The following is a 20,608-nucleotide window of genomic DNA, read 5'->3' on the forward strand; positions in this document are numbered from 1 at the left end:
GGGCGCCGGGTCAGGTAAAGGCCCTGGCTCATGCTTACGAACCTACGAGCCCAGATCAGTAAAGTCAACATTTCCTACTGGATATACATAGAATCTCTCCGCGAGACCGCCCCCACCCGCTGTGGACCGGGTCTAACGAGCGTCCCAGTCGGCCAGGGCGGGCTCGACCGTGATCCGCTTCGGGCCGCCGTTGAGGAAGGACGGCGCGGGCCCCTCGGAGAAGCGCAGCGCGGCGAACTCCGTCGTGTCACGGAAGGCGGGCCGCTGGTAGAGGTCGCGAGCGTACGCCCACAGGTTGGGGAAGTCCGTCAGCGCCCGCTCGCTGATCTTCGCCAGCGGGTTGTAGCCCAGGTCGAACCTGACCAGCGTGACCCACAACCGCACGTCCGACTCGGTGATCCGGTCCCCGAACAGGTACCTGCTCTCCCCCAGCCGCTCCTCCAGCCGTTCGAGCGCGGTGATGACGCGGTGGCGGTGCTCCTCGTAGTCGTCCTGGTTCGTGGCCCCGGCGACCTTGTAGGGGGCGTTGTTGACGTCGTGGTAGATCTCCTCGTTCAGCTCGTCGATCCGGCCCCGCAGGTCCTCCGGGTAGAGGTCGACCGAGGTGTCCGCCCACTTCTCGAACGCGGTGCCCAGGTCGATGGTGATGTCGGGGAAGTTGTTGCTGACGATCCCGCCGGTCTCCCGGTCCCACAACACGGGCACGGAGATGTGGCCGGGATACCCGGGCTCGGTGGCGTCGTACGCCTGCTCCAGGAAGGTGAAGCCGTTGACCGGGTCGGGTCCGCGGCGCTCGCGGAAGGCCCAGCCGCGGCTGTCGCGCTCGTCGTCCACGTACGACAGCGACACCACCTCCTCCAGCCCCTTGAGCTTCCTGACGATCGCCGTGCGCTGGGCCCACGGGCAGACCCAGGCGATGTAGAGGTGGTAGCGGCCGGGCTCGGCACGGAACCCGCTGGACCCGTCGGCGGTGACGCGGCCCTGGAAGGGGTAGACCGGACGGTTCCAGCCGGCGGAGGTGTGCAGGCGCCCGGGTCCGTACGGGCCGAACGTGCCGAGGTCCACCGGGGAGGCGAAGGTGGTCATGAGGCTTCTCCCGAATCGAGGCGCAGCGCCGAGGTGGGCACGGGGATGGCGGGGAACGGGTTGTCGGGCAGCAGGATCACCCGGCGCGCCCGGTCCGCCTGCCCCGCGGCGTCCAGGTGGAGCAGCGCGGCGCCGATGCCGGCCGTGCCCACCATGTAGCCAGTGTCGGCCGTCACCTCTCCGGGCCGCAACCGCCGGTACGCCTGGTACCAGCGGTAGCCCCGCCCGTCGTGGTCGGTGGCCCGGCCGATCAGGTCGGTGGCGAGCTTGCGGGCGTACTCCAGGTGCGACTCCTGCCCGGTCGCCGCCCACAGGCCGACGAAGAGCTCGATCAGGCCGGCCGTGCCGCAACACTGGCAGGCCACGTTCCAGTAACCCTCGGTACGCCGCCGCGGCACGCCGCTCTGGACGATGCCGCGGGCCAGCCGCTCCACCCAGTCCAGGTCGCCGGGGTCGCCGGTGACCCGGTAGAGCTCGTAGAACATCCTGGCCACGCCCGCGGAGCCGGAGCAGAACCCCAGGTAGTGCAGCCCCCGGGCGTGCGGCACGTGGTGCGGGACGACCGCGCAGCCCTCGCTCACGACGCTGACCTCGCGGACGAAGGCGGCGCCGCTGCGAGCGGCGAACAGGAAACGTTCGTCGCCCGTCACGCCGTACAGGCGGGCCAGGAGGAACGCCGTGCCCGCCGTACCGGCGAGGAAGCCCGGCGTGACGGCGTCGACCGGAAGGTCGGCGCAGTCGCCGAAGCGGTGCCCGGGGACGGGCAGCCGGGCGATGCGCAGGCCCGCCTCGACCGCCGCCTCCTCGTAGGCGGGCACGCCGAGGTGCGCGGCGGCGCGCAGCAGGCCCAGGACGATGCCGCCCTCGCCGCGCTGCGCCGGATCGCGCGGCCAGCCCTGGGCGCGCCCCGCGGGATCACCGGGAACCCGGCCCCTGCGGACGATCTCGTCGGCGATGGCCGCGGCCTCGGTCTCGAAACGGCCGTCGCCGAGCACCCAGCCCGCCTCCATGAGCGCCACCATCGTGCCGGTCAGCCCGTGGTAGAGCGAGAGGTCGTCCTGCTCACGCCAGGTGGCGGCGAGCCTGCCAGCCCCGGCCCGCGCGTCCTCCAGGTACGCCTCATGGCCGGTCGCGGCGGCCAACTCGAGGAAGAACAGCACGATGCCCGCCGCCCCCGAATACAGAGACCAGGGCTCAGAGGTGACCGCGGAACCACCGCGTGGATCGGGGTTGGCCACCCAGCGCCTGCCATGCTCGTCGTCGGCCGCGGCGGATCTGATCCAGCGCCCCGCCAGGATGGCGGCGGTCAGCGGAGAATCGGCCCGGGCGCTCGACGCGCGGATCCTGTCCAGACTCACACCAGCATTATCCCATACTTTTGGTAGGTAATTCGGGATAACTCGAAGATGACCTGGGGGCCGCTAGTCTCGTGCCGTAGCGCAGCCGATCCATGGAGTCAGCTCGATGATCTTCATCACCGCCAAGTTCCGTATTCTGCCAGAGCACGCCGACCGCTGGCCGGAGATCGCCCGTGAGTTCACCGAGGCCACCCGGGCCGAGCCCGGCTGCCTGTGGTTCGACTGGTCGCGCAGCCTGGCGGACCCGGCCGAATACGTCCTGGTGGAGGCGTTCCGCGACGACGCGGCCGGGGCGGCGCACGTGCAGTCGGCCCACTTCAAGCAGGCCCAGCAGACGCTGCCGCCCTACCTCGCGCAGACGCCGCGCATCGTGAACACGACCGTGCCGCACGACGACTGGTCCCTGCTCGGCGAGATGGCCGTGCCCGACCGCGACTGACTTATCGCAACTGACCCGCGTCGGAGGACAGGCGCTGGGCGAGGTAGATCGGCACTACCGAGGCCACGATCAGGGCGGCGGCGACCACGTTCACCACCGGCGCCTGGTTGGGCCTGAAGAGGTTCTCGAAGATCCAGATCGGCAGGGTCCGCACCCCGGCCCCTGCCGTGAAGGTCGTCACGATGATCTCGTCGAAGGACAGCGCGAACGCCAGCAGCCCGCCCGCCAGCAGCGCCGAGCGCATCATCGGGAACGTCACCAGCCGGAACGTGGTGAACGGGTCCGCCCCGAGATCCGCCGACGCCTCCTCCAGCGAACTCCCCATCCGCCGCAGCCGGGCCAGCACGTTGTTGTAGACCGTCACCACGCAGAACGTGGCATGCCCGACCACCACCGTGAACAACCCGAGCCCCACCCCGAACGGCTCCAGCACGGCGCGGAAGGCGTTGTTCAGCGCGATCCCGGTCACGATGCCGGGCAGCGCTATCGGCAGGATGATCAGCAACGACACCGTGTCGCGCCCGAAGAACCGGTACCGCTGCACGGCGAAGGCCGCCATCGTCCCCAGCACCAGCGCGATCGCCGTGGCCCCCAGCCCGGCCTGCACGGACGTCCACAAGGCCGCCCGCACCCCCGACGAGCTCCACGCCGCGCCCCACCACCTGGTGGTCAGCCCCGGCGGCGGCCAGCCGAACGTGCGGTCGGCGTTGAACGAGTTGAGCAGCACGACCACCAGCGGCACGTAGATCACGCCCAGCCCCGCGGCGAGCGCGAGCCGGAACACGAACCGGGCGTTACGCGACAGGTTCACAGGTTCTCCAATGCCCCGGTACGGCGCACCGCCGCCAGATACGCCAGCATGACCACGACGGGCACGGTCGCCACGGCGGCGGCGAACGGCAGGTTGTTGGCGGCCCCGATGTTGTCGTAGACGACGTTCCCGATGAGCTGGCTCCGCCCCCCGACGATCTTGACGGCGATGTAGTCGCCCAGCGACAACGAGAACGTGAAGATCGACCCCGCGACCACGGCCGGGAACGCCAGCGGCCACACCACCGTCCGGAACACCTGCCAGGCCCGCGCCCCCAGATCCCCCGCCGCCTCCAGCAGGGAGTCGGGCAGCCGCTCGAGCCCGGCGTAGATCGGCAGGATCATGTACGGCAACCACAGGTACGCCAGCGTCAGCACGGTCGCCGTCACCCCGAACCCCCACCCCAGCAGCCCGCCCGACGACAACATCACCCGCCACGCGTACGCCTTGACCAGGTAGGAGGCCCACAGCGGCGTCAGCACGGCGATCATCAGCCAGGGCCGGGCCCGCGGCGAGGACAGCTTGGCCATCGCGAACGCCATCGGGAACGCCACCACCAGGTCGATCGCCGTCACCGCGAGTGCCACCCCGATCGAGCGCAGCGTCACCGTCCGGTAGACCTCCGCCGTGACCAGATCCTGGAAGTTGGCCCAGGTGAATGTCCTGACCAGCTCCCCGGTGAAGGTGTCGGTGGTGTAGAACGCGGTGACGAACAGCGCCGCCAGCGCCCCCAGGTAGGCCAGCCCGAGCCACGCCAGCGGCGCCGACAGCAGCAGCGACAGCCGTATCCCCGGCCTGCGGTGCAGGAGGGCGGCGGCCGAGCGCCGGAGCATCGTCAACCCTTGATCTCCGTCCAGGCCCGCGTCCACTCGGCGTAGTCCTTGCACTTCACGTCGGTACGGCCGTCGAGGCACTGGGGGATCGGGGTGGTCCAGTAGTAGACCTTGGAGAAGTACGTCTCGTCAGTGGCGTGGAAGGTCTCGCAGTGCTTGGCGTCGGCGGTCTCCTGGCACGCCTTGGCGTTCGACGGGGCCTCGCCGAAATACTCCGCGACCTGGGCGTTCGCCTTCGGCGAGATGATGTGGTCGAGCCACTTGTACGCGCAGTTCGGGTGCGGTGCCTTGGCCGCCACCATCCAGGTGTCCGACCAGCCGGTCGCGCCCTCCTTCGGCAGCGTGGCCTGCACCGGCGCCTTCTCGCCCTGGGCCACGTTGACGATCACCTGCCAGGTGGTGCCGACCACCGAGTCGCCGCTCTTGAACGCCTGGATCTCCTTGGTGTAGTCCGACCAGTACTCTCCGACGAGCTGCCGCTGCTGCTTCAGCAGGTCCACGGCGGCCTGGAACTGCTTGTCGTCCAGCGCGTACGGGTTCTTGATGCCGAGGTCCGGCTTGGTCGCCATCAGGTAGACGGCGGCGTCGGCGATGTAGATGGGCGAGTCGTAGGCCGTCACCTTGCCCTTGTACGGCGAGGCCGGGTCGAACACCACGCTCCACGAGTCGGGGGCGGGCTTGACGGTGTCGGTGCGCCACATCAGCAGGTTGGCGCCGCGGCCGTGCGGGACGCCGTACGCGACGCCGTTCACGGAGTTCCATGGCTTGCTCTTGAGGCCGTCGAACACGTCGGTGTAGTTGGGGATCAGGCTGGTGTTGACCGGCGCGACCGTGCCACCCGCGATCAGGCGCAGGGAGGCGTCGCCGGAGGCCGAGACCGCGTCGTACTCGCCGGTCTTCATCAGGTTGACCATCTCGTCCGAGGTGCCCGCCACCTTGGTGTTCACCTGGCAGCCGGTGGCCTGCTCGAACGGGGTGACCCAGTCGACCTTGGGGTCGTTGCTGCCGTCCTCGACGTATCCGGCCCAGGCTACGAGGTTGACCTGGCCCTCGCCCGTGCCGACGCTCTGCAGTGCGCCGATCTTGGGCGGGGCGAAGCCGCTCTGGCCGGGCGCGGCGCTTCCGGTGGTGGTGCCACCGCCGCCGCCACACGCGGTGGCGAGCACGAGGGCGGCCGCCGCAATCGCTGATCCGGTGGGTCGCATATGTCCTCCTAAAAGATCCCTGCTAGGAGATCTCGAACTCGTGCCGCCGTTGCCACACGAGCCGGACCCGGGCGCCTCTCAGGCCCATCACGTCCATGGACGAGACCTGGAGGTTCTGCTGGAGCGCGATCAACCGGCCGCCCGCGTCGAGATCGACGACGAACCTGGTGGCCGCGCCCGCGTACACGACCTCCGCGACCGTCCCGGCGGCGAAATGCTCGCCCGGCCCGGCGTCCTGCGCGTCGTCCAGCACGACGCGCAGCTTCTCGGGCCGGATGCTGTACGTGCCCGCCCGGCCGACCACCTTCTCGGCGGCGGCTCCCGTGATGAGGTTCGAGGTGCCGACGAACCCGGCCACGAACTCGGTCGCGGGCCGCTCGTAGACCTCGGCGGGCGTGCCGACCTGCTCGATCCGGCCCCGGTCGAACACCGCCACCCGGTCGCTCATCGTCAGCGCCTCCTCCTGGTCGTGCGTGACGAACAGGAACGTGATGCCGACCTCGCGCTGCAACTCCTTCAGCTCGACCTGCATCTCCTCGCGCAACTTGAGGTCGAGCGCGCCGAGCGGCTCGTCGAGCAGCAACACGCGCGGCCGGTTGACCAGCGCCCTGGCGAGCGCGACCCGCTGCCGCTGGCCGCCGGAGAGCTGGCCGGGCCGCCGCGCCTCGAAGCCCTCCAGCCGCACCGAGCGCAGCGCGGCCAGTGCCCGCTCCCGCCGCTCGGCCCTGGCGACCCTCTTGACCCGCAGGCCGTATTCCACGTTGGCGAGCACGTTCATGTGCGGGAACAACGCGTAGTCCTGGAAGACGGTGTTGACGTCCCGCTCGAAGGGGGCCAGCCGGGTCACGTCCCTGCCGCCCAGCTCGACGCGCCCCGCCGTGGGGGTCTCGAACCCGGCGATCAGGCGCAGCACCGTGGTCTTGCCCGAGCCCGACGGGCCCAGCATGGCGAAGAACTCGCCGTCGCGCACGTCGAGCTGGATGCCGTCAACGGCGGTGACCGGCCCGAACTCCTTACGCAGCCCGCGTAAGCCGACGGCCGTCTTGCTGTCTTGCATAACCGAAAACATATGATCTCAAATGCTTCTCGACAACGGGGATCGGCTGCCCGGTGGGGCCGAGCCGGGCGTTGGTCGCGGCGCAAGCGCCGTAAGCGGGTTGCGCTGCTAGCGCAAGAATTTGAGTGAACTTCGCAGCTTGCTCGCAAGAAGCCGAAAGTCCTTCACAGGACCTTGTGGAACGGTGTGCGGGGGACCTACTGTCACCTCACCCCCCGAGAGAATCGAGCACCGGGATGCGAACGATCGCGGCGTTAACCGCCACCGCACTGGCCCTCAGCATCGGCATCGACCCCGCCTTCGCCGCCAGCTCAGCCGCCAGGGCTCCCGTCGTGACGCGGGCGGCGCTGGACCCGGCGCTCGTCGCGGGCCGGGGCGCCGCCGTGGACTTCGCCGAGCAGGAGGCGGAGAACGCCGTCACGGACGGCACGGTCATCGGCCCCGATCGCACCGCGTACACGCTGCCCGCGGAGGCGTCGGGGCGCAAGGCGGTCAGGCTGGCGCCGGGGCAGCACGTCGAGTTCACGCTGCCGAGCGCGGCCAACGCGATCACCGTGCGCTACAGCATCCCGGACGCGCCGGGCGGGGGCGGCATCACCGCGCCACTCGACGTCACGGTCAACGGCAAGGGCCGCACGACGATGACGCTCACGTCGCAGTACGCGTGGTTGTACAACCAGTATCCGTTCTCCAACGACCCGGCCGCCGGCCTGCTGCACCCCGACTGGTGGATCACCGAGTGCTCGTGCGTGCCCGGCGCCACGACGCCGCCGCCGTCGATCGCGAAGCCGTTCCGCCCGAACCACTTCTACGACGAGCAACGCCTGCTGCTCGGCAAGAAGTATCGGGCCGGCGACCGGGTACGGCTGACGGTCCCCGCGAAGAGCAACGCCGCCTGGACGGTCATCGACCTGCTCGACTCCCAGCTCGTCGGCCCACCGCGGGTCGAGATCGTGGCCGCCAACGTGCTGGCGTTCGGAGCGGACCCGTCCGGGCGGCACGACTCGGCCGGGGCGTTCGACAAGGCGATCGCCTTCGCCAGGAAGAAGCGGCTCAAGGTGTACGTGCCGCCGGGGACGTACCAGGTGAACCGGCACATCATCGTGGACGACGTGACGATCGCCGGGGCGGGGAGCTGGTACACGATCATCAAGGGCCGCGAGGTCGCGCTCGGCACCCCGGCCCCCGACGGGTCGGTGCACACGGGCGTCGGCTTCTACGGCAAGGACGCGGCGGCCGGGGGCAGCAGGAACGTGCACCTGTCGGGGTTCGCGATCGAGGGCGACGTACGGGAGCGCATCGACACCGACCAGGTGAACGGCGTCGGCGGCGCGCTGAGCGACTCCACCATCGACGGCCTGCACCTCCGGCACACCAAGGTGGGCATGTGGTTCGACGGCCCGATGACGAACCTGCGGATCACGAACAACGTCATCGTCGACCAGATCGCCGACGCCATCAACTTCCACACCGGCGTCACCGACTCGGTCGTGTCGAACAACTTCCTGCGCAACTCGGGTGACGACGCGCTGGCCATGTGGTCGGAGAAGACGGCGAACACCGGCAACACGTTCGACCACAACACCGTTCAGACGCCCGTGCTGGCCAACGGCATCGCCGTCTACGGCGGCCGGGACAACACGATCTCGAACAACCTCGTCGCCGACCCCATCAGGGAGGGCAGCGCCATCCAGGTCGGCTCCCGCTTCGGCGCCGAGCCGTTCACCGGGGGGCTGCACATCACGGACAACACCACGGTCAGGTCGGGCACGTACGAGCTGAACTGGAACATCGGCCTGGGCGCCATCTGGTTCTACGCGCTGGAGAAGAGCATCGACGCCGACATCCAGGTGGTCGGCAACCACTTCCTCGACAACACCTACAACGCGATCATGCTGGTGAGCGAGTGGTCGGTGAAGGACCTGTACTCGATCACGAACGTGCACTTCAAGGACGTCAGGGTCGACGGCACCGGCACCTCGGTGGTCAGCGCCCGGGTGAAGGGCTCGGCCACGTTCGAGAACGTGGACGCGCGTAACGTCGGCGCGGTCGGCGTGAACAACTGCGGGTCGTTCGGCTTCCCGGCCACGGGCTCAGAGTTCTCGCTGACCGACCTCGGCGGCAACGACGGGGGCGGCACGACCGGGCCGTGGCTCGCGCCGTGGGAGCTGCCGAACACCATCACCTGCGACGACCGCCCGCCGGTCGTCGCGCCCCCGGCCCCGTCCCCCTGGTGACACCCGCGTGCCGGTGGGCTGCCCCAGGGTCCGGGCGGCCCACCGGCCCCTCCTCGGCTGAGCCGGGGTCAGCGCATCGCCTCCAGGCCCCTGACCACGGTGGTCGTCAGCGTGCCGATCTCGGCGATGCCGATGCTCACCGTGTCCCCGTCCCCCAGCGTGAACGGCAGGTCGGGGACCAGGCTGGTGCCGGTGGCCAGCACGGCGCCCTCCGGGAAGGTGTCGGCGCGGAAGAGGTAACCCGCCAGGTCGTCCAGCCGCCGGTGCAGCCCCGACGTGGACGCCTTCCCGTCCCACACCGTCTCCCCGGCCCGGCCGATGGTCAGCGTGATGTCCAGGGCGTAGGGGTCGGCCACCTCCCACGCGGGCCTGATCGCCGGGCCGACGGCGCACGCGCCCAGGTAGATCTTGGCCTGCGGCAGGTACAGCGGGTTGACGCCCTCGATGGTGCGCGAGCTCACGTCGTCGACCACCGTGTACCCGACGATCTCCCCGGACGCGTTCAGCACCAGCCCGAGCTCCGGCTCCGGCACGTCGATCTCCGAGTCCGCGCGTACGGCGATGCGCCCGCCGTCCCCGGAGACCTTCCACGCCACCGACTTGAAGAACAGCTCGGGCCGTTCGGCGTCGTAGACCAGCTCGTACACGTCGGCGGACCGTTCGCTCTCGATCACCCGCGCCTCGCGCGAGCGGCGGTAGGTCACGCCCGCCGCCCACACCTCCATCAGCCCGTCGACCGGCGCCAGCCTGCGCACCGCCGTGGACGGGTGCCGGGCCCCGTCCGCCGCCGAGCACCGCTCCCGGAGCTCCCCGGACGGCAGCCGCAGCAGCTCGCCCACGGTGGTGACCCCGGACAGCTCCACCACCTGCTCGCCGTCGTCGACGCCGACCGCGGCGGCACCGGTCAGGGGGCTGACGAACCGTACGATGTGCATGCCTGCTCCTCACTCTCATCAGACGAGTCTGGTGCGAGTCTCCCCTATCCGGTCAGGTGAGGAGTTTGCCGGGGGTGATGGGCGAAAAGCCATGCCATCCAGTAGCCGAGCGAGTACGCTGCGCGACGGCAGCTCGTCCCGATCGACGGTGGTGACCAGTCAGAAGGCCACCATGAACTCGTAGACGTTCAGCAGCCAGACCAGCAGCCACAACAGGACGGCGGGCAGCCGGACGAGCCCCCGTCCCGATCCGTCAGCAGGCACGCGGTACCACAACACCTTCCTTCGACGGCGGTGTCATGCTCCCAGTCTGCGTCGCCGGCTCCGGCCGCGCGCGGCCCCCGGGCTACCCGTTGATGGGCTTGCCGAGGGCGCTGCCCGCCAGCCACGACTGCCACGACTTGGCCCACGGTGTCGGCCCGTTGCCGAACCGCAGCTTCCTGGACGTGCCGGCGACCTCGATGATGTCGCCCCGCTGGGTGAACTCGTAGAACCAGCGGGCGTTGGCCGGGCTGGCGTTCACGCAGCCGTGGCTGACGTTCGAGTTGCCCTGCGCGCCGGTCGACCAGGGGGCGGCGTGGAAGAACGTGCCGCTGTAGGTCATCCGGACGTTCCACTTGGTACGGATGCGGTATTCGCCCGGCTTGCCGATCGTGGCCGAGTCCATGATGGTCTCCGCGGACTTCTCCTGGGCGATCATGACGCCGGAGTAGCTGTCGTCGCCCGGCTTGCCCAGGCTGACCGGGATGGTCCTGACGACCTCGCCGTCCTTCCGCACGACCGCCCGGTGGTCCTGGGCGCTGACCTTGGTGATGTGCTCGGGGCCGACGGTGAAGGCCAGGCTGCGGTCCTTGGTGCCCCACAGGCTCTGCCCGGCCCGCAGGCCCGCCAGGTGCGCGACGACCGTGACCTTCTCCCCGACCGGCCAGTACTCGCGCGGCCTGAACTGCACCTCCCGGTCGCTCACCCAGCTCCAGGCGCCCTCGACCGGCTTGGACATGCGCACCACCAGCGACCGCTCGATCGCGGCCCGGTCCTTCTTGGCGGTCACCGACTGGGACAGCAGGAGCTGGACGGGCATGCCGACGCCCACCTTCTCGCCGTCCAGGGGCGACATGCCACTCTCCAGCACGCGCTTCGGCTTGAGAGTGGTGAACGCGGACTGGCCCGTGACCGGCTTTCCGTCCGTGCCCGTGGCCTGCGCGCTGACGGTGTACGCGGTCGAGGGCCGCAACGGCCACCGGGGACGCCACAGGCCGTCGGCGCCCACGGCGCCCGCCACCTCGCGGCCCTTGGCGTCGGCGACGGCCAGCTTGGTGACCTTGCCGTCGGTGACCTTGACGCTGATCCCGGTGTCGGGTGCGACCTTCTTCGTGCCGTTGGCAGGCGTGATCGACAGCTTGGCCACCGGGCCCTGCTCCTGCGGCTTCGCCGGCGCGCCGGTGCCGCCGCCGGAGGTGCATCCGGTGAGCAGGAGCGCCGCGATCAAGGTGGTGACGAATATGGTCTGGCCGTTCCGCATCGCCGATGCCTCCAAGCCTGACAAATCAGTAAATTTCACACTAGACCGCGCGCCGTAGATCCCGAGCCCTTCTGCCCAGAACGGGGGGGCGCATGCGCCTGTTCCGTCGATGGATTGACCGCACCGTTAGGGCGGTTTAACATCCGCTTTACCTGAGCTAGAAACTTTCCCATCATCTCCGAAAGTTTCGGGATACCCCGCCCCTCACCCTTGACGGAGATCGTGACATGTCGACGCTCGCCAGGCTCCTGATGTCCGCTGCGATGGTGGCCGGCATGACCGCCGTCGCCGTACCCGCCGAAGCAGGGAAGGAGGCCGGGCCCGGCACGTACATCTCGAGCTCCGGCGGCTCCGGGCGGTTCCCCCTGGTGGCCGCCGGCCGGGCGGCGCCGATCGTGGTCAGCGCGAGCGACCACGCCGGCGTCGTCCGCGTGGCCGGCGATCTCCAGGCCGACATCGAGCGGGTCACCGGCGTACGGCCCGCCGTGGCGAAGGACCAGGTCCCGCGCCGCGACGACGTGGTGATCGTCGGCACCATCGGCCGCAGCCCGCTCATCGACGGCCTGGTCAGCGCCGGCAAGCTCGACGTCTCGGGCATCGCGGGCAAGTGGGAGACCTCGCTGGAGCAGGTCGTACAGAACCCGATGCCCGGCGTGCGGCGCGCGTTCGTGATCGCGGGCAGCGACCAGCGGGGCACGATCTTCGGCGCGTACGACGTCTCCAAGGAGATCGGCGTCTCCCCCTGGTACTGGTGGGACGACGTGCCGTCCCGCCACCAGGACGCTCTCTACGTGCTCCCCGGCCGGCACACCCAGGGCACGCCGAAGGTGAAGTACCGGGGCTTCTTCATCAACGACGAGAACCCCAACCTCGGCACCTGGGCGCCCAAGTACTTCGGCCCCGGACTGGCCGAGGGGTATCCGGGCGGCTTCAACGGCAAGATGTACGCCAGGGTCTTCGAGGTCATGCTCCGGCTCAAGGCCAACTACCTGTGGCCCGCGGTCTGGGGCCGGGCCTTCGCCGAGGACGACCCGGACAACCACAAGATCGCCACCCAGTACGGCGTCGTCATGGGCACCTCCCGCGAGGCCCCCATGATGCGCGGCATCGAGGAGTGGAACCGGCACGCCGTGGCCGCCGTACGCGATGCCCAGGGCAACATCGTCACCCCCGGCCACGATCCCTACGGCGGGACCGGCGAGTGGAGCTTCCGCCGCAACGGCGAGGCCATCAAGCGGTACTGGGCGGACGGCATCCGCAGGATGAAGGAGCAGGACTTCGAGGGCGTCGTCACGCTCGGCATGCGCGGCAACGGCGACGTGAGCCTGCCCGACGGCGACGGCATCGAGCTGATGCAGACCATCCTGGCCAGCCAGCGCGAGATCCTGGCCCGCGAGAGCGGCGAGAACCTGGAGAGCATCCCGCAGGTGCAGACTCTCTACAAGGAGGTGCAGCGCTACTGGGACCAGGGCCTGCGCCCGCCCGACGACGTGACCGTGGTCTTCTGCGACGACAACTGGGGCAACATGCGCAAGCTGCCCGACCAGTCGCTCCCGAAGCGGGCCGGCGGGTACGGCATGTACTACCACTTCGACTACGTCGGCGGCGGCCGCAACTACAAGTGGGCCGACACGATCAACCTGGCGAGCACGTGGGAGCAGCTCAACCTCACCTACCGGTACGGCGTGGACCGGCTCTGGGTCGTCAACGTGGGCGACATGAAGAACGAGGAGCTGCCGCTGCAGTTCTTCCTGGACTACGCCTGGGACCCCGACCGGCTGCCGATCGAGAAGCTGGACGACTGGGAGCGCGCGTACGCGGCGCAGAACTTCGGGCCCGAGCGGGCCGGTGAGATCGCCGAGGTCCTGCACGAGTACGGCCGGCTCCAGGCCCGCCGCAAGCCCGAGCTGCTGAACCGCCGCATCACCACCGACCCCGCCAATCCCCAGAACGTGACCTATGACGACAAGGACACCCCGTTCAGCCTGACCAGCTACCGCGAGATGGACAGGGCCGTCGCGGAGTGGCAACAGCTAGCCGACAAAGCCGGAAAAATCCGGAAAGCCCTGAATGCCCTGAATGCCCGCTACGACGACGCGTACTACCAGCTCGTCGACTACCAGGTGCAGGCCACCGCCAACCTCTACGCGCTGCGCCGGGCCCAGTTCACCAACATCCTCTACGCCAGGCAGGGCCGGGCCGCCGCGAACGCCCAGGCGGACCTCGCCCAGGCCAGGTTCGAGGAGGACCAGGCGCTGAACGCCCACTACGGCGAGCTGGCCGGCGGCAAGTGGCGGGACTTCCAGCTGCAACCCAAGATCGGGTACGGCGACGTCGAACGCTACGGCCCCAACGCCCCATGGCAGCAGCCGGAGAAGGACAACGTGGCCCTGCCCGACGCCTTCTACCCCCATCTCGTACGCACCGAGGTCCCGTCCGGGGCCGACATGGGCGTGGCGATCGACGGGTCCGCCCAGTGGTGGCCGAACGCGGCGGGCGATGCCGTGTTGCCGGTGTTCAGCCCGTATCAGGCATACCCGCAGCAGTACGTCGAGGTGTTCAACCGCGGCGCCACCCCGTTCGACTACACCATCGCGACCGCCCAGCCCTGGCTCACCGTCACGCCGAAGTCCGGAAAGGTGACCGACCAGGTGCGCGTGGCCGTGAAGGTGGACTATTCGCGTGCCCCCAAAGGCAGGACCGAGGTGCCCATCACCGTCACCGGACCCGGGGGCGGGCAGGTGACCGTCAAGGCCGTGGTCGACAACCCGGCGGGGCGGCCCAAGGGGTTCGTCGAGGCGGGCGGGCAGGTCGCCATCGAGGCCGGCCACTACAGCAGGGCCGTCGGCTCCTGGAAGGTGATCCCCGACCTCGGCAGGACATCGGACGGCGTGACCCCGCTCCCGGTGACGGCCGCCCGCCAGACGCCCGGCGGCGGCAGCCCGCGCCTCGAATACACCACGACCCTCTACACGACCGGCCAGGTGAAGGTATCGGTGCTGCTCTCCCCCAGGAACAACGTGTTGCCGGCGGACGGCCTCACCTACGCCGTCTCGGTCGACGACCAGCCACCCCAGAGGGTTGACGTCACGGCCGTCACCGGCGCGAACGACACCACGATGAACCGCCAGTGGGAGCGCAACACCTCCGAGAACGTCAACGTCACCACGACCACCCACCCGATCGCGACGCCCGGCGTGCACACGCTGAAGTTCTGGATGGTCGACCCGACCGTGGTGCTCCAGCGGATCGTGGTGGACACCGGGGGCCTGCTCCCCAGCTACCTCGGCCCGCCGGAGAGCCGCCGCGCCGGTGGGTGAGCTTGCACGGCCCGTCCGCCGCCGAGGATCATGGGCGGATGGACTATTACCTGATCTCCGCTCCGGCGGGGATCCTGGTGGAGGAGTTCGTGCTCAACGACGACTACACCGCCGCGGGCATCGACAGCGCGGCGTGGACCCCACGGGGCTGGTCCGGCTCGCCGGGCCTGAGCCGTGAGCTGCGGGCCGATGCGGGGTTCCGTGCCCGGGTGACGGCAGTGAGCAGGCACGACGCGGCGGAGGCGCTCGTGCTGCTCGGCGGCGGTGACCTGCCGGAGGAGGCCGAGCTCCGCACCCTCTTCCAGCACCAGCCCCTGCCTGCCGACACACCGCTCGACCTGGGCACCTCACCCGAGGCCCGCCGCTACCGCATCCTGTTCGCGGGGGAGTTCGGCGAGCGCGGCCTGGCCAACGCCCGTACGGCCCTGCGGCTGGAGCCGGCCGCCGACCCGAGAGTCGCCGGTACGGCCGAGGCCAACGGCTTCACCTGGGAGTTGCGCAGGATCGGCGCGGGCATCGCGTGGTGCGTGGACGTGACCGTACGGCTGGGCGCGGGCCCGGCCACCGCGCTCGGTGCGCTGCTGCACCACCACCGGCAGGCGATCCGCGACCAGGGCCTGATCCCCGTCACGATCGAACGTTTCGCCTGAAGCCTGAAGCCCACAGCCCGATTACCTGGCAAGTGTCACATTCTCCTGCCCTATCGCGTCTTGTTTGGTGACAAATCAGACAAGTCATAGGTGGGGTGACGATGAAGGGGAGCTCACTGGCCAAGGCGCTCGACGATCGGATCGGCGGGGCCGGTTTCCTGAAAAAGGCGATGCGGAAGGTCTTCCCCGATCACTGGACCTTCCTGCTGGGGGAGATCGCTCTCTACGCGTTCGTGGTGGTCCTGCTCACGGGCGTCTTCCTGACGTTCTTCTTCAAGCAGAGCATGAAGGAGGTGCTCTACGACGGCGCCTACGTTCCGCTGCGCGGGGTCGAGATGAGCCAGGCGTACGCCTCCACGCTGGACATCAGCTTCGAGGTGCGCGGCGGCCTGCTGATGCGGCAGATGCACCACTGGGCGACGCTCGTCTTCCTCGCCGCCATCGTCGCCCACCTGCTGCGTAACTTCTTCACCGGCGCCTTCCGCAAGCCGCGCGACCTGAACTGGCTGATCGGCGTGGCCCTGTTCGGGCTGGTGATGCTCAACGGGTTGTTCGGCTACTCGCTCCCCGACGACCTGCTGTCGGGCGCCGGGTTGCGCATCCTGCACGGGGTCACGGTGTCGGTGCCGCTGGTGGGCACGTACGTGGCGGCGTTCCTGTTCGGCGGCGAGTTCCCCGGCGAGGACATCATCTCCCGCCTGTACAGCCTGCACGTGTTGCTGATCCCCGGCCTGCTGCTCGTGCTCATCCCGCTGCACGCGGTGGTGCTGACCTGGCGGCAGACCCACACCCAGTTCAGGGCCAAGGGGCTGAACGACCGGGTGGTGCGCGGCGCGCCGTTCTTCCCCTCGTTCCTGGCCAAGACGACGGTGTTCTTCCTGTGGGTGCTCGCCGTGGTCACGCTGCTGGCCACGGTGTTCCAGATCAACCCGATCTGGTTGTACGGCCCGTACCTGCCCAGCACGGTCAGCGCCGGCTCGCAACCCGACTGGTACATGGGCTTCCTCGAAGGGGCATTGCGGATCATGCCGCCGTGGGAGTTCACCGTGTTCGGCTTCACGGTGAGCATGAGCGTGCTGATCCCCGCGCTGGGGGCGCTGAGGCTGCTGTTCACCGGGCTGGCCCTGTACCCGTTCCTGGAGCGCTGGATCACCCGCGACCATGCCGTGCACCATCTCCTGGACCGGCCGCGCGACGTGCCCAAGCGCGTCGGGATCGGGTTCGCCGGGATCGTGTACTACGGCGTGCTCTGGCTGGCCGGCGGCAACGACCTGATCGCCTCGACGTTCCACATCTCGCTGAACGCGACGACCTGGATCTTCCGGGTCGCGATCGTCGCCGGGCCGGTGCTGGCCTACGTGGTCGCCCAGCGGATCGCCCTGGGGCTGCAGGCGCTCGACCGGCGTACGGTCGCCCACGGGGTGGAGACCGGCGTCGTCCGGCGCAGCCCGGACGGCGCCTTCACCGAGGTCGAGCGGCCGGCGACCGAGGAGGAGATCGCCGTGCTGGTGCCGCCCGCACCGCCCGCCCTCCCGCCTGCGGCGGGCAACGGCGACGTGCCGCCCCCGACCGGGCGCCGGGTCCGCGACGCCCTGCAACGCTCCTGGAGCCGGTGATCAAGGCACCGGCACCGCGGGCACGGTGACCGGGCCCAGGAGGGGGTTGAGCACGTTCGCCTGGGACTGCCCGGCCGGGACGAGCACGTCGAGCGCCTTGGGCACGGTGCCCGGATCCACCGAGCACAGCGGATCCGTGCCGCCGGCGGCGCAGACGCCGAACTGGAACGGCTGCGGCGTGGCGGTGAAGCCCCTGGCCTGGTCAGAGCTGAAGCCGTCCTGCCCGGTGAGCACGACGGCGAACCGCCACCCCGGCCCCGGCGTCCCGAAGGCGGCCTTGGGCAGGGCGATCGTGATCGTACGGGTGGTGCCCGACGAGCGCACCGCGGCGCCCGCCTGCGCCGCGCCCGCGGCGGTGACCCAGACCGGGGCCGCGAACCCCTGCACCTCCACCCGCTGCGACCAGGCGTCCCCCACCAGGTAGTTCCGCTGCGGGAACGCCGCCTCCGTCGAACGCGTGGCCACGGCCGGGTCCTGCACGTAGACGTCGAGCAGTTGGGCGCCGATCTGGTTGCCGAACGTGGGGGTGAGGTCGCGGAGCTCGGCCCGCAGGTAGACGGTGCTCGCGTCCGTGATCACCTGGAACCTGCGCAGATCGAACGCCCCGGCGTGGAAGTCGGCGGACGTCGGGTAGGCGTAGCTGCCCGGCCCGTTGTCGTCGCCTTCCGGGTCGGCGACGTCGAGCACGGTCGTGGCCCCGACGATGTCGCCGACGACCGTGCGCCGGGCGTACGCGGTGCCGGAGCTCGGGCCGTCGGGGGCGGTGGCCGTCACGGTGAGCACGACCTCCCCGAACGCGACCGGCGCCTGGGCCGTGAACCCGCCGCCGGAACCGGCCCGCACCGAGACGACCTGGGTCGGGGCGCCGGTGTCGATGGGCGTGGCCGAGATGTCCACGCGAGCGCCCGGCGCCGTGGTGCCCTCGACGGCGACCGAGGTGCCGGTGACCTGGATGCCGTCCGCCGGGGCGGTGACCGTGAGCGGCGCGGCCTGGGGCAGGCCCCGGGCGGCGTAGCGCTGGCGTACGATGTCGGGCTGCTCGGCGGGACGGGTGGAGCCGAGCGAGAGGACGAGCCGCACGACCTGGGCCTGGGCCCAGGTCAGCGGGGACGCCGAGCCCGCGGGGCCGCCGTCGCGCAGGCCGATCGAGGCGGTGGCGGGGTCGGTCCCGTACGGCGACGCGGCCAGGTCCGGGTTCTCCCACGCCTGCTCCGGGATCAGGCCGGTGCCCGACGACATATCGCGCATGGCCGCCAGCAGCGCGGCCGCCGTCGCCGGATCGTGGGTCTGCAACGCCTGCTCGGCCCGCTCGCCCGCGAGGACGGGCCAGATGTGCCCTGAGCCCGCGTTGCCGGTCGGCCAGGGCTTGCCCGACGGCGCGCACGAGGTGGGGTCGGGCTCGTAGCAGTCGCCGTAGCCGTCCTCAGTGCCCGCCATGTCGGAGCCGTACCGGTACCAGCCGGGACCGCTCGCCGTCGTGCGCCTGAGCACGCGGTCCACGACCGGCAGGCTGGCCAGGATGTCAGGGTCGTTCGCGGGCAGGATGCCCAGCCGGGTCAGCTCCAGGAACCCCGCGTCCACCACCCGCCGCTGGTCCTCGGTGGGTCCGCCGTTGCCCAGGTTGTACGACACGGCCGCGTCCGGGTCGCCGGTCCGCGACAGGCGCAGGAAGTAGCGGGACGCGTACGGTCCCGTGGTCGTGACCGTCCACCCCTTGATCGAACGCGCGAAGTGGTCGGCCGTGGCCCGATACAGCCTGTCCCGGCCCTGGTCGCCCTGCTTTGAGGCGATCTCACCGGCGGCGACGAGCCCGGCGATCTCGGCCGCGATCGTGGACGGCGAGTAGCCCGACTGCTCCTCCCACCGCTCCACCCCGAACGCGGGCCCGTGCGCGACCAGGAAGTCGGCCGCCGCCCGCACCTGCTCCCACACGCCGGTGAGGCCCGACTGGTACGCCATCAGGATCGGATACGCGGTCTCGTCGAGCTGGTCCCCGCCCGAGTCGGGCGCCAGCTTGCCGTTCAGCAGGGAGTTGCGCGGCAGCCGCCCATCGGGCAGTTGCTGGCGTTCCAGCAGGAAGCGGGCCGTGGCCCGGGCCGTCGCCACGTCCCCAGCGGTGAGGAACCCGGTGAACGCCTCGTACAGGTCGCGGGCGAACACCTCGCGATAGGAGCCGAAGTAGACCGCCTTGCCACCGACCAGGTCGCCCGCGCCGACCGCCTGCCCCCACGGGCTGGCCAGCGACGCCACGACCGCCCCGGGGAACGTCTTGTCCTCGCTGGCCTTCAGCACATTGGCGGACAACCGGTAGAGGTCGCCCAGCGCGTTCGGTGGCCTGCGCAGTCCGGCGTCGTAGGCGGCCCAGCCGGACTCGTACCTGGCGCGGGTGCCCTCGAACGACCGTCCGGCGGCCTCCCCCGCGGTCCGCAGCGCGGCGGCCCGGGACCGCCCGAACCCGAGCGCGAACGTCACCTCGCCCTTCCCATCGGTCGGCAGCAGGGCGGTGGCGACCACGTTGCCCGCCGGGGCCTCGGTGTAGGGGGTGAGCACGCGGTCCGCGTCGAGCTGGGCGGCGCCGTCACTGGGCGTGCCCGCGTACCCGACGCTCGCCTGCGGCAGCCGCCGCTCGGCCCGCAGCGCCAGGTGGGTGGGCACTGCGTAGTCGCGGGCGGGGGCGGAGGTCTCGGTGTTCTCGTCGGAGATCACGGGGGCGCCGGTGGACCCGTCGACCACGCCGCTGTCGGGCCCGCCGTTGGCCTGGCCGCCTCCGCCGTTGCCGTTCACGCTCGCGTCCAGCCGCACGTACAGCCGCAGCCCGGCGGGCTGGAGCCGGGTACGCACCACCACGGCGTCCCTGTCCGGGTCGGTGACGTAGGTGGTGGTCAGCCGGTAGCGGCCGCCCTTGCTGGTAGAGGTGATCGTGCAGGTCAGGCCGGAGCGGTCGGTGCTCACCTGGTACGTGGTGTCGCGGGCCTGCAGTTCGGTGAACGTCTTCCCGTCGGTCACGACGAACTGCATCGTCTCGACGTTCGTGTTGTCGATCGTGGGCTCGTACACGTCGGACAGGACACCGCCCGCCACGGTGTACCAGACCTTGGACGCCCGCCCTGCCGCCGTGCCCACGCAGTCCTTGCGCGCAAGCCCGAAGTGCGACGCCGCGCCGGGCGCGCCCGGCGCTGGGGTCCCGGCCAGCACCGGATCGATGGGTACGGCGACCAGGGCGGCGGAGACGATCAGGGCAAGGATGGACCGTTGAATCGCAGGCATACCAGGCTTCCCTTCCGACCCCGATGGGTTGAGAGAAGACCGGCCCCGCGCCCCTGTCAAGCCCGGCCCCCTGGGCGGCGCTCGGCCAGGACCGCCATGCCGCGGTCCAGCGGCAGTCTTCCCCACGGGCTGATCCCTGATTTCCCTAGTCCGAAAACAGGACCTCAGCTGGGCAGGCGGCAGTATCCGGCGGCGCGGGTGGGGCGCCGTTGGATCAGTCCCGGGTGGTTGTCAGCCGGTTGAAGTCAGCGGCAGGTGTTCCTCATCTGGAG

The 20,608-nt window shown here is 70.4% G+C and carries 14 protein-coding genes; 5 read left to right on the forward strand and 9 right to left on the reverse strand.

The window, feature by feature from the left end; translation table 11 throughout:
• Positions 1–132: 132 nt before the first annotated feature.
• Positions 133–1,086 (reverse strand): glutathione S-transferase C-terminal domain-containing protein, encoded by a 954-nt coding sequence (locus ACFLIM_RS14740; protein ID WP_393165473.1) that lies wholly within the window; start codon positions 1,084–1,086, stop codon positions 133–135.
• Positions 1,083–2,444, reverse strand: a complete 1,362-nt coding sequence (locus tag ACFLIM_RS14745; RefSeq protein ID WP_393165475.1) for a lanthionine synthetase LanC family protein — start codon at positions 2,442–2,444, stop codon at positions 1,083–1,085. The genes ACFLIM_RS14740 and ACFLIM_RS14745 overlap by 4 nt, the downstream gene beginning before the upstream one ends.
• Positions 2,445–2,550: 106 nt before the next feature.
• On the opposite strand from ACFLIM_RS14745, the gene ACFLIM_RS14750 reads away from it, so the two are divergent.
• Entirely contained in the window at positions 2,551–2,883 is a 333-nt protein-coding gene (locus ACFLIM_RS14750; protein WP_393165477.1) for a putative quinol monooxygenase, read from the forward strand.
• Between the two features lies 1 nt (position 2,884).
• Here the strand turns inward: ACFLIM_RS14750 and ACFLIM_RS14755 are convergent, their stop codons facing one another.
• Genes ACFLIM_RS14755 through ACFLIM_RS14770 form a run of 4 tightly spaced genes read right to left on the reverse strand, consistent with a single transcriptional unit; the run spans position 2,885 to position 6,789 of the window.
• Positions 2,885–3,694 carry an ABC transporter permease gene (locus ACFLIM_RS14755; RefSeq protein ID WP_393165479.1) on the reverse strand — a complete coding sequence of 270 codons (810 nt, stop codon included), beginning with the start codon at positions 3,692–3,694 and terminating at the stop codon, positions 2,885–2,887.
• The gene (locus ACFLIM_RS14760) at positions 3,691–4,527 is read right to left on the reverse strand and encodes an ABC transporter permease (RefSeq protein ID WP_393165481.1); all 837 of its coding nucleotides are present in this window, start codon (positions 4,525–4,527) and stop codon (positions 3,691–3,693) included. Before ACFLIM_RS14760 ends, ACFLIM_RS14755 begins: the two co-directional genes overlap by 4 nt.
• A 2-nt stretch (positions 4,528–4,529) precedes the next feature.
• The gene (locus tag ACFLIM_RS14765; protein WP_393165483.1) at positions 4,530–5,732 is read right to left on the reverse strand and encodes an ABC transporter substrate-binding protein; all 1,203 of its coding nucleotides are present in this window, start codon (positions 5,730–5,732) and stop codon (positions 4,530–4,532) included.
• A 22-nt stretch (positions 5,733–5,754) separates the two neighbouring features.
• On the reverse strand, positions 5,755–6,789 hold the full coding sequence (locus ACFLIM_RS14770) for an ABC transporter ATP-binding protein (RefSeq protein WP_393165485.1): 1,035 nt from the start codon (positions 6,787–6,789) through the stop codon (positions 5,755–5,757).
• Positions 6,790–7,025: 236 nt separating this feature from the next.
• On the opposite strand from ACFLIM_RS14770, the gene ACFLIM_RS14775 reads away from it, so the two are divergent.
• Entirely contained in the window at positions 7,026–9,026 is a 2,001-nt protein-coding gene (locus ACFLIM_RS14775) for a glycosyl hydrolase family 28-related protein (RefSeq protein WP_393165487.1), read from the forward strand.
• A gap of 68 nt (positions 9,027–9,094) precedes the next feature.
• On the opposite strand, the gene ACFLIM_RS14780 is transcribed toward ACFLIM_RS14775, so the two are convergent.
• Together ACFLIM_RS14780 and ACFLIM_RS14785 are read right to left on the reverse strand one after the other, a co-directional pair.
• Complete coding sequence (locus ACFLIM_RS14780) at positions 9,095–9,961, reverse strand: fumarylacetoacetate hydrolase family protein (RefSeq protein ID WP_393165489.1); 867 nt, start codon at positions 9,959–9,961, stop codon at positions 9,095–9,097.
• Between the two features lie 346 nt (positions 9,962–10,307).
• A complete protein-coding gene (locus ACFLIM_RS14785; RefSeq protein WP_393165491.1) occupies positions 10,308–11,483 on the reverse strand; it encodes a L,D-transpeptidase in 1,176 nt (391 codons plus the stop codon).
• Between the two features lie 227 nt (positions 11,484–11,710).
• On the opposite strand from ACFLIM_RS14785, the gene ACFLIM_RS14790 reads away from it, so the two are divergent.
• The 3 genes from ACFLIM_RS14790 (at position 11,711) to qcrB (ending at position 17,069) form a co-directional block, all read left to right on the forward strand.
• Positions 11,711–14,803 (forward strand): glycosyl hydrolase 115 family protein, encoded by a 3,093-nt coding sequence (locus ACFLIM_RS14790; protein WP_393165493.1) that lies wholly within the window; start codon positions 11,711–11,713, stop codon positions 14,801–14,803.
• 38 nt (positions 14,804–14,841) lie between these two features.
• A complete protein-coding gene (locus ACFLIM_RS14795) occupies positions 14,842–15,453 on the forward strand; it encodes a hypothetical protein (protein WP_393165495.1) in 612 nt (203 codons plus the stop codon).
• 101 nt (positions 15,454–15,554) lie between these two features.
• Positions 15,555–17,069, forward strand: a complete 1,515-nt coding sequence (gene qcrB, locus ACFLIM_RS14800) for a cytochrome bc1 complex cytochrome b subunit (RefSeq protein WP_393165496.1) — start codon at positions 15,555–15,557, stop codon at positions 17,067–17,069.
• Here qcrB and ACFLIM_RS14805 read toward each other — a convergent pair whose 3' ends face one another.
• Positions 17,070–20,336 carry a glucodextranase DOMON-like domain-containing protein gene (locus tag ACFLIM_RS14805; protein ID WP_393165498.1) on the reverse strand — a complete coding sequence of 1,089 codons (3,267 nt, stop codon included), beginning with the start codon at positions 20,334–20,336 and terminating at the stop codon, positions 17,070–17,072. It abuts the gene before it with no gap.
• Positions 20,337–20,608 lie beyond the last annotated feature (272 nt).

The sequence above is a fragment of the Nonomuraea marmarensis genome (assembly GCF_043197025.1).
Classification (GTDB): domain Bacteria; phylum Actinomycetota; class Actinomycetes; order Streptosporangiales; family Streptosporangiaceae; genus Nonomuraea; species Nonomuraea marmarensis.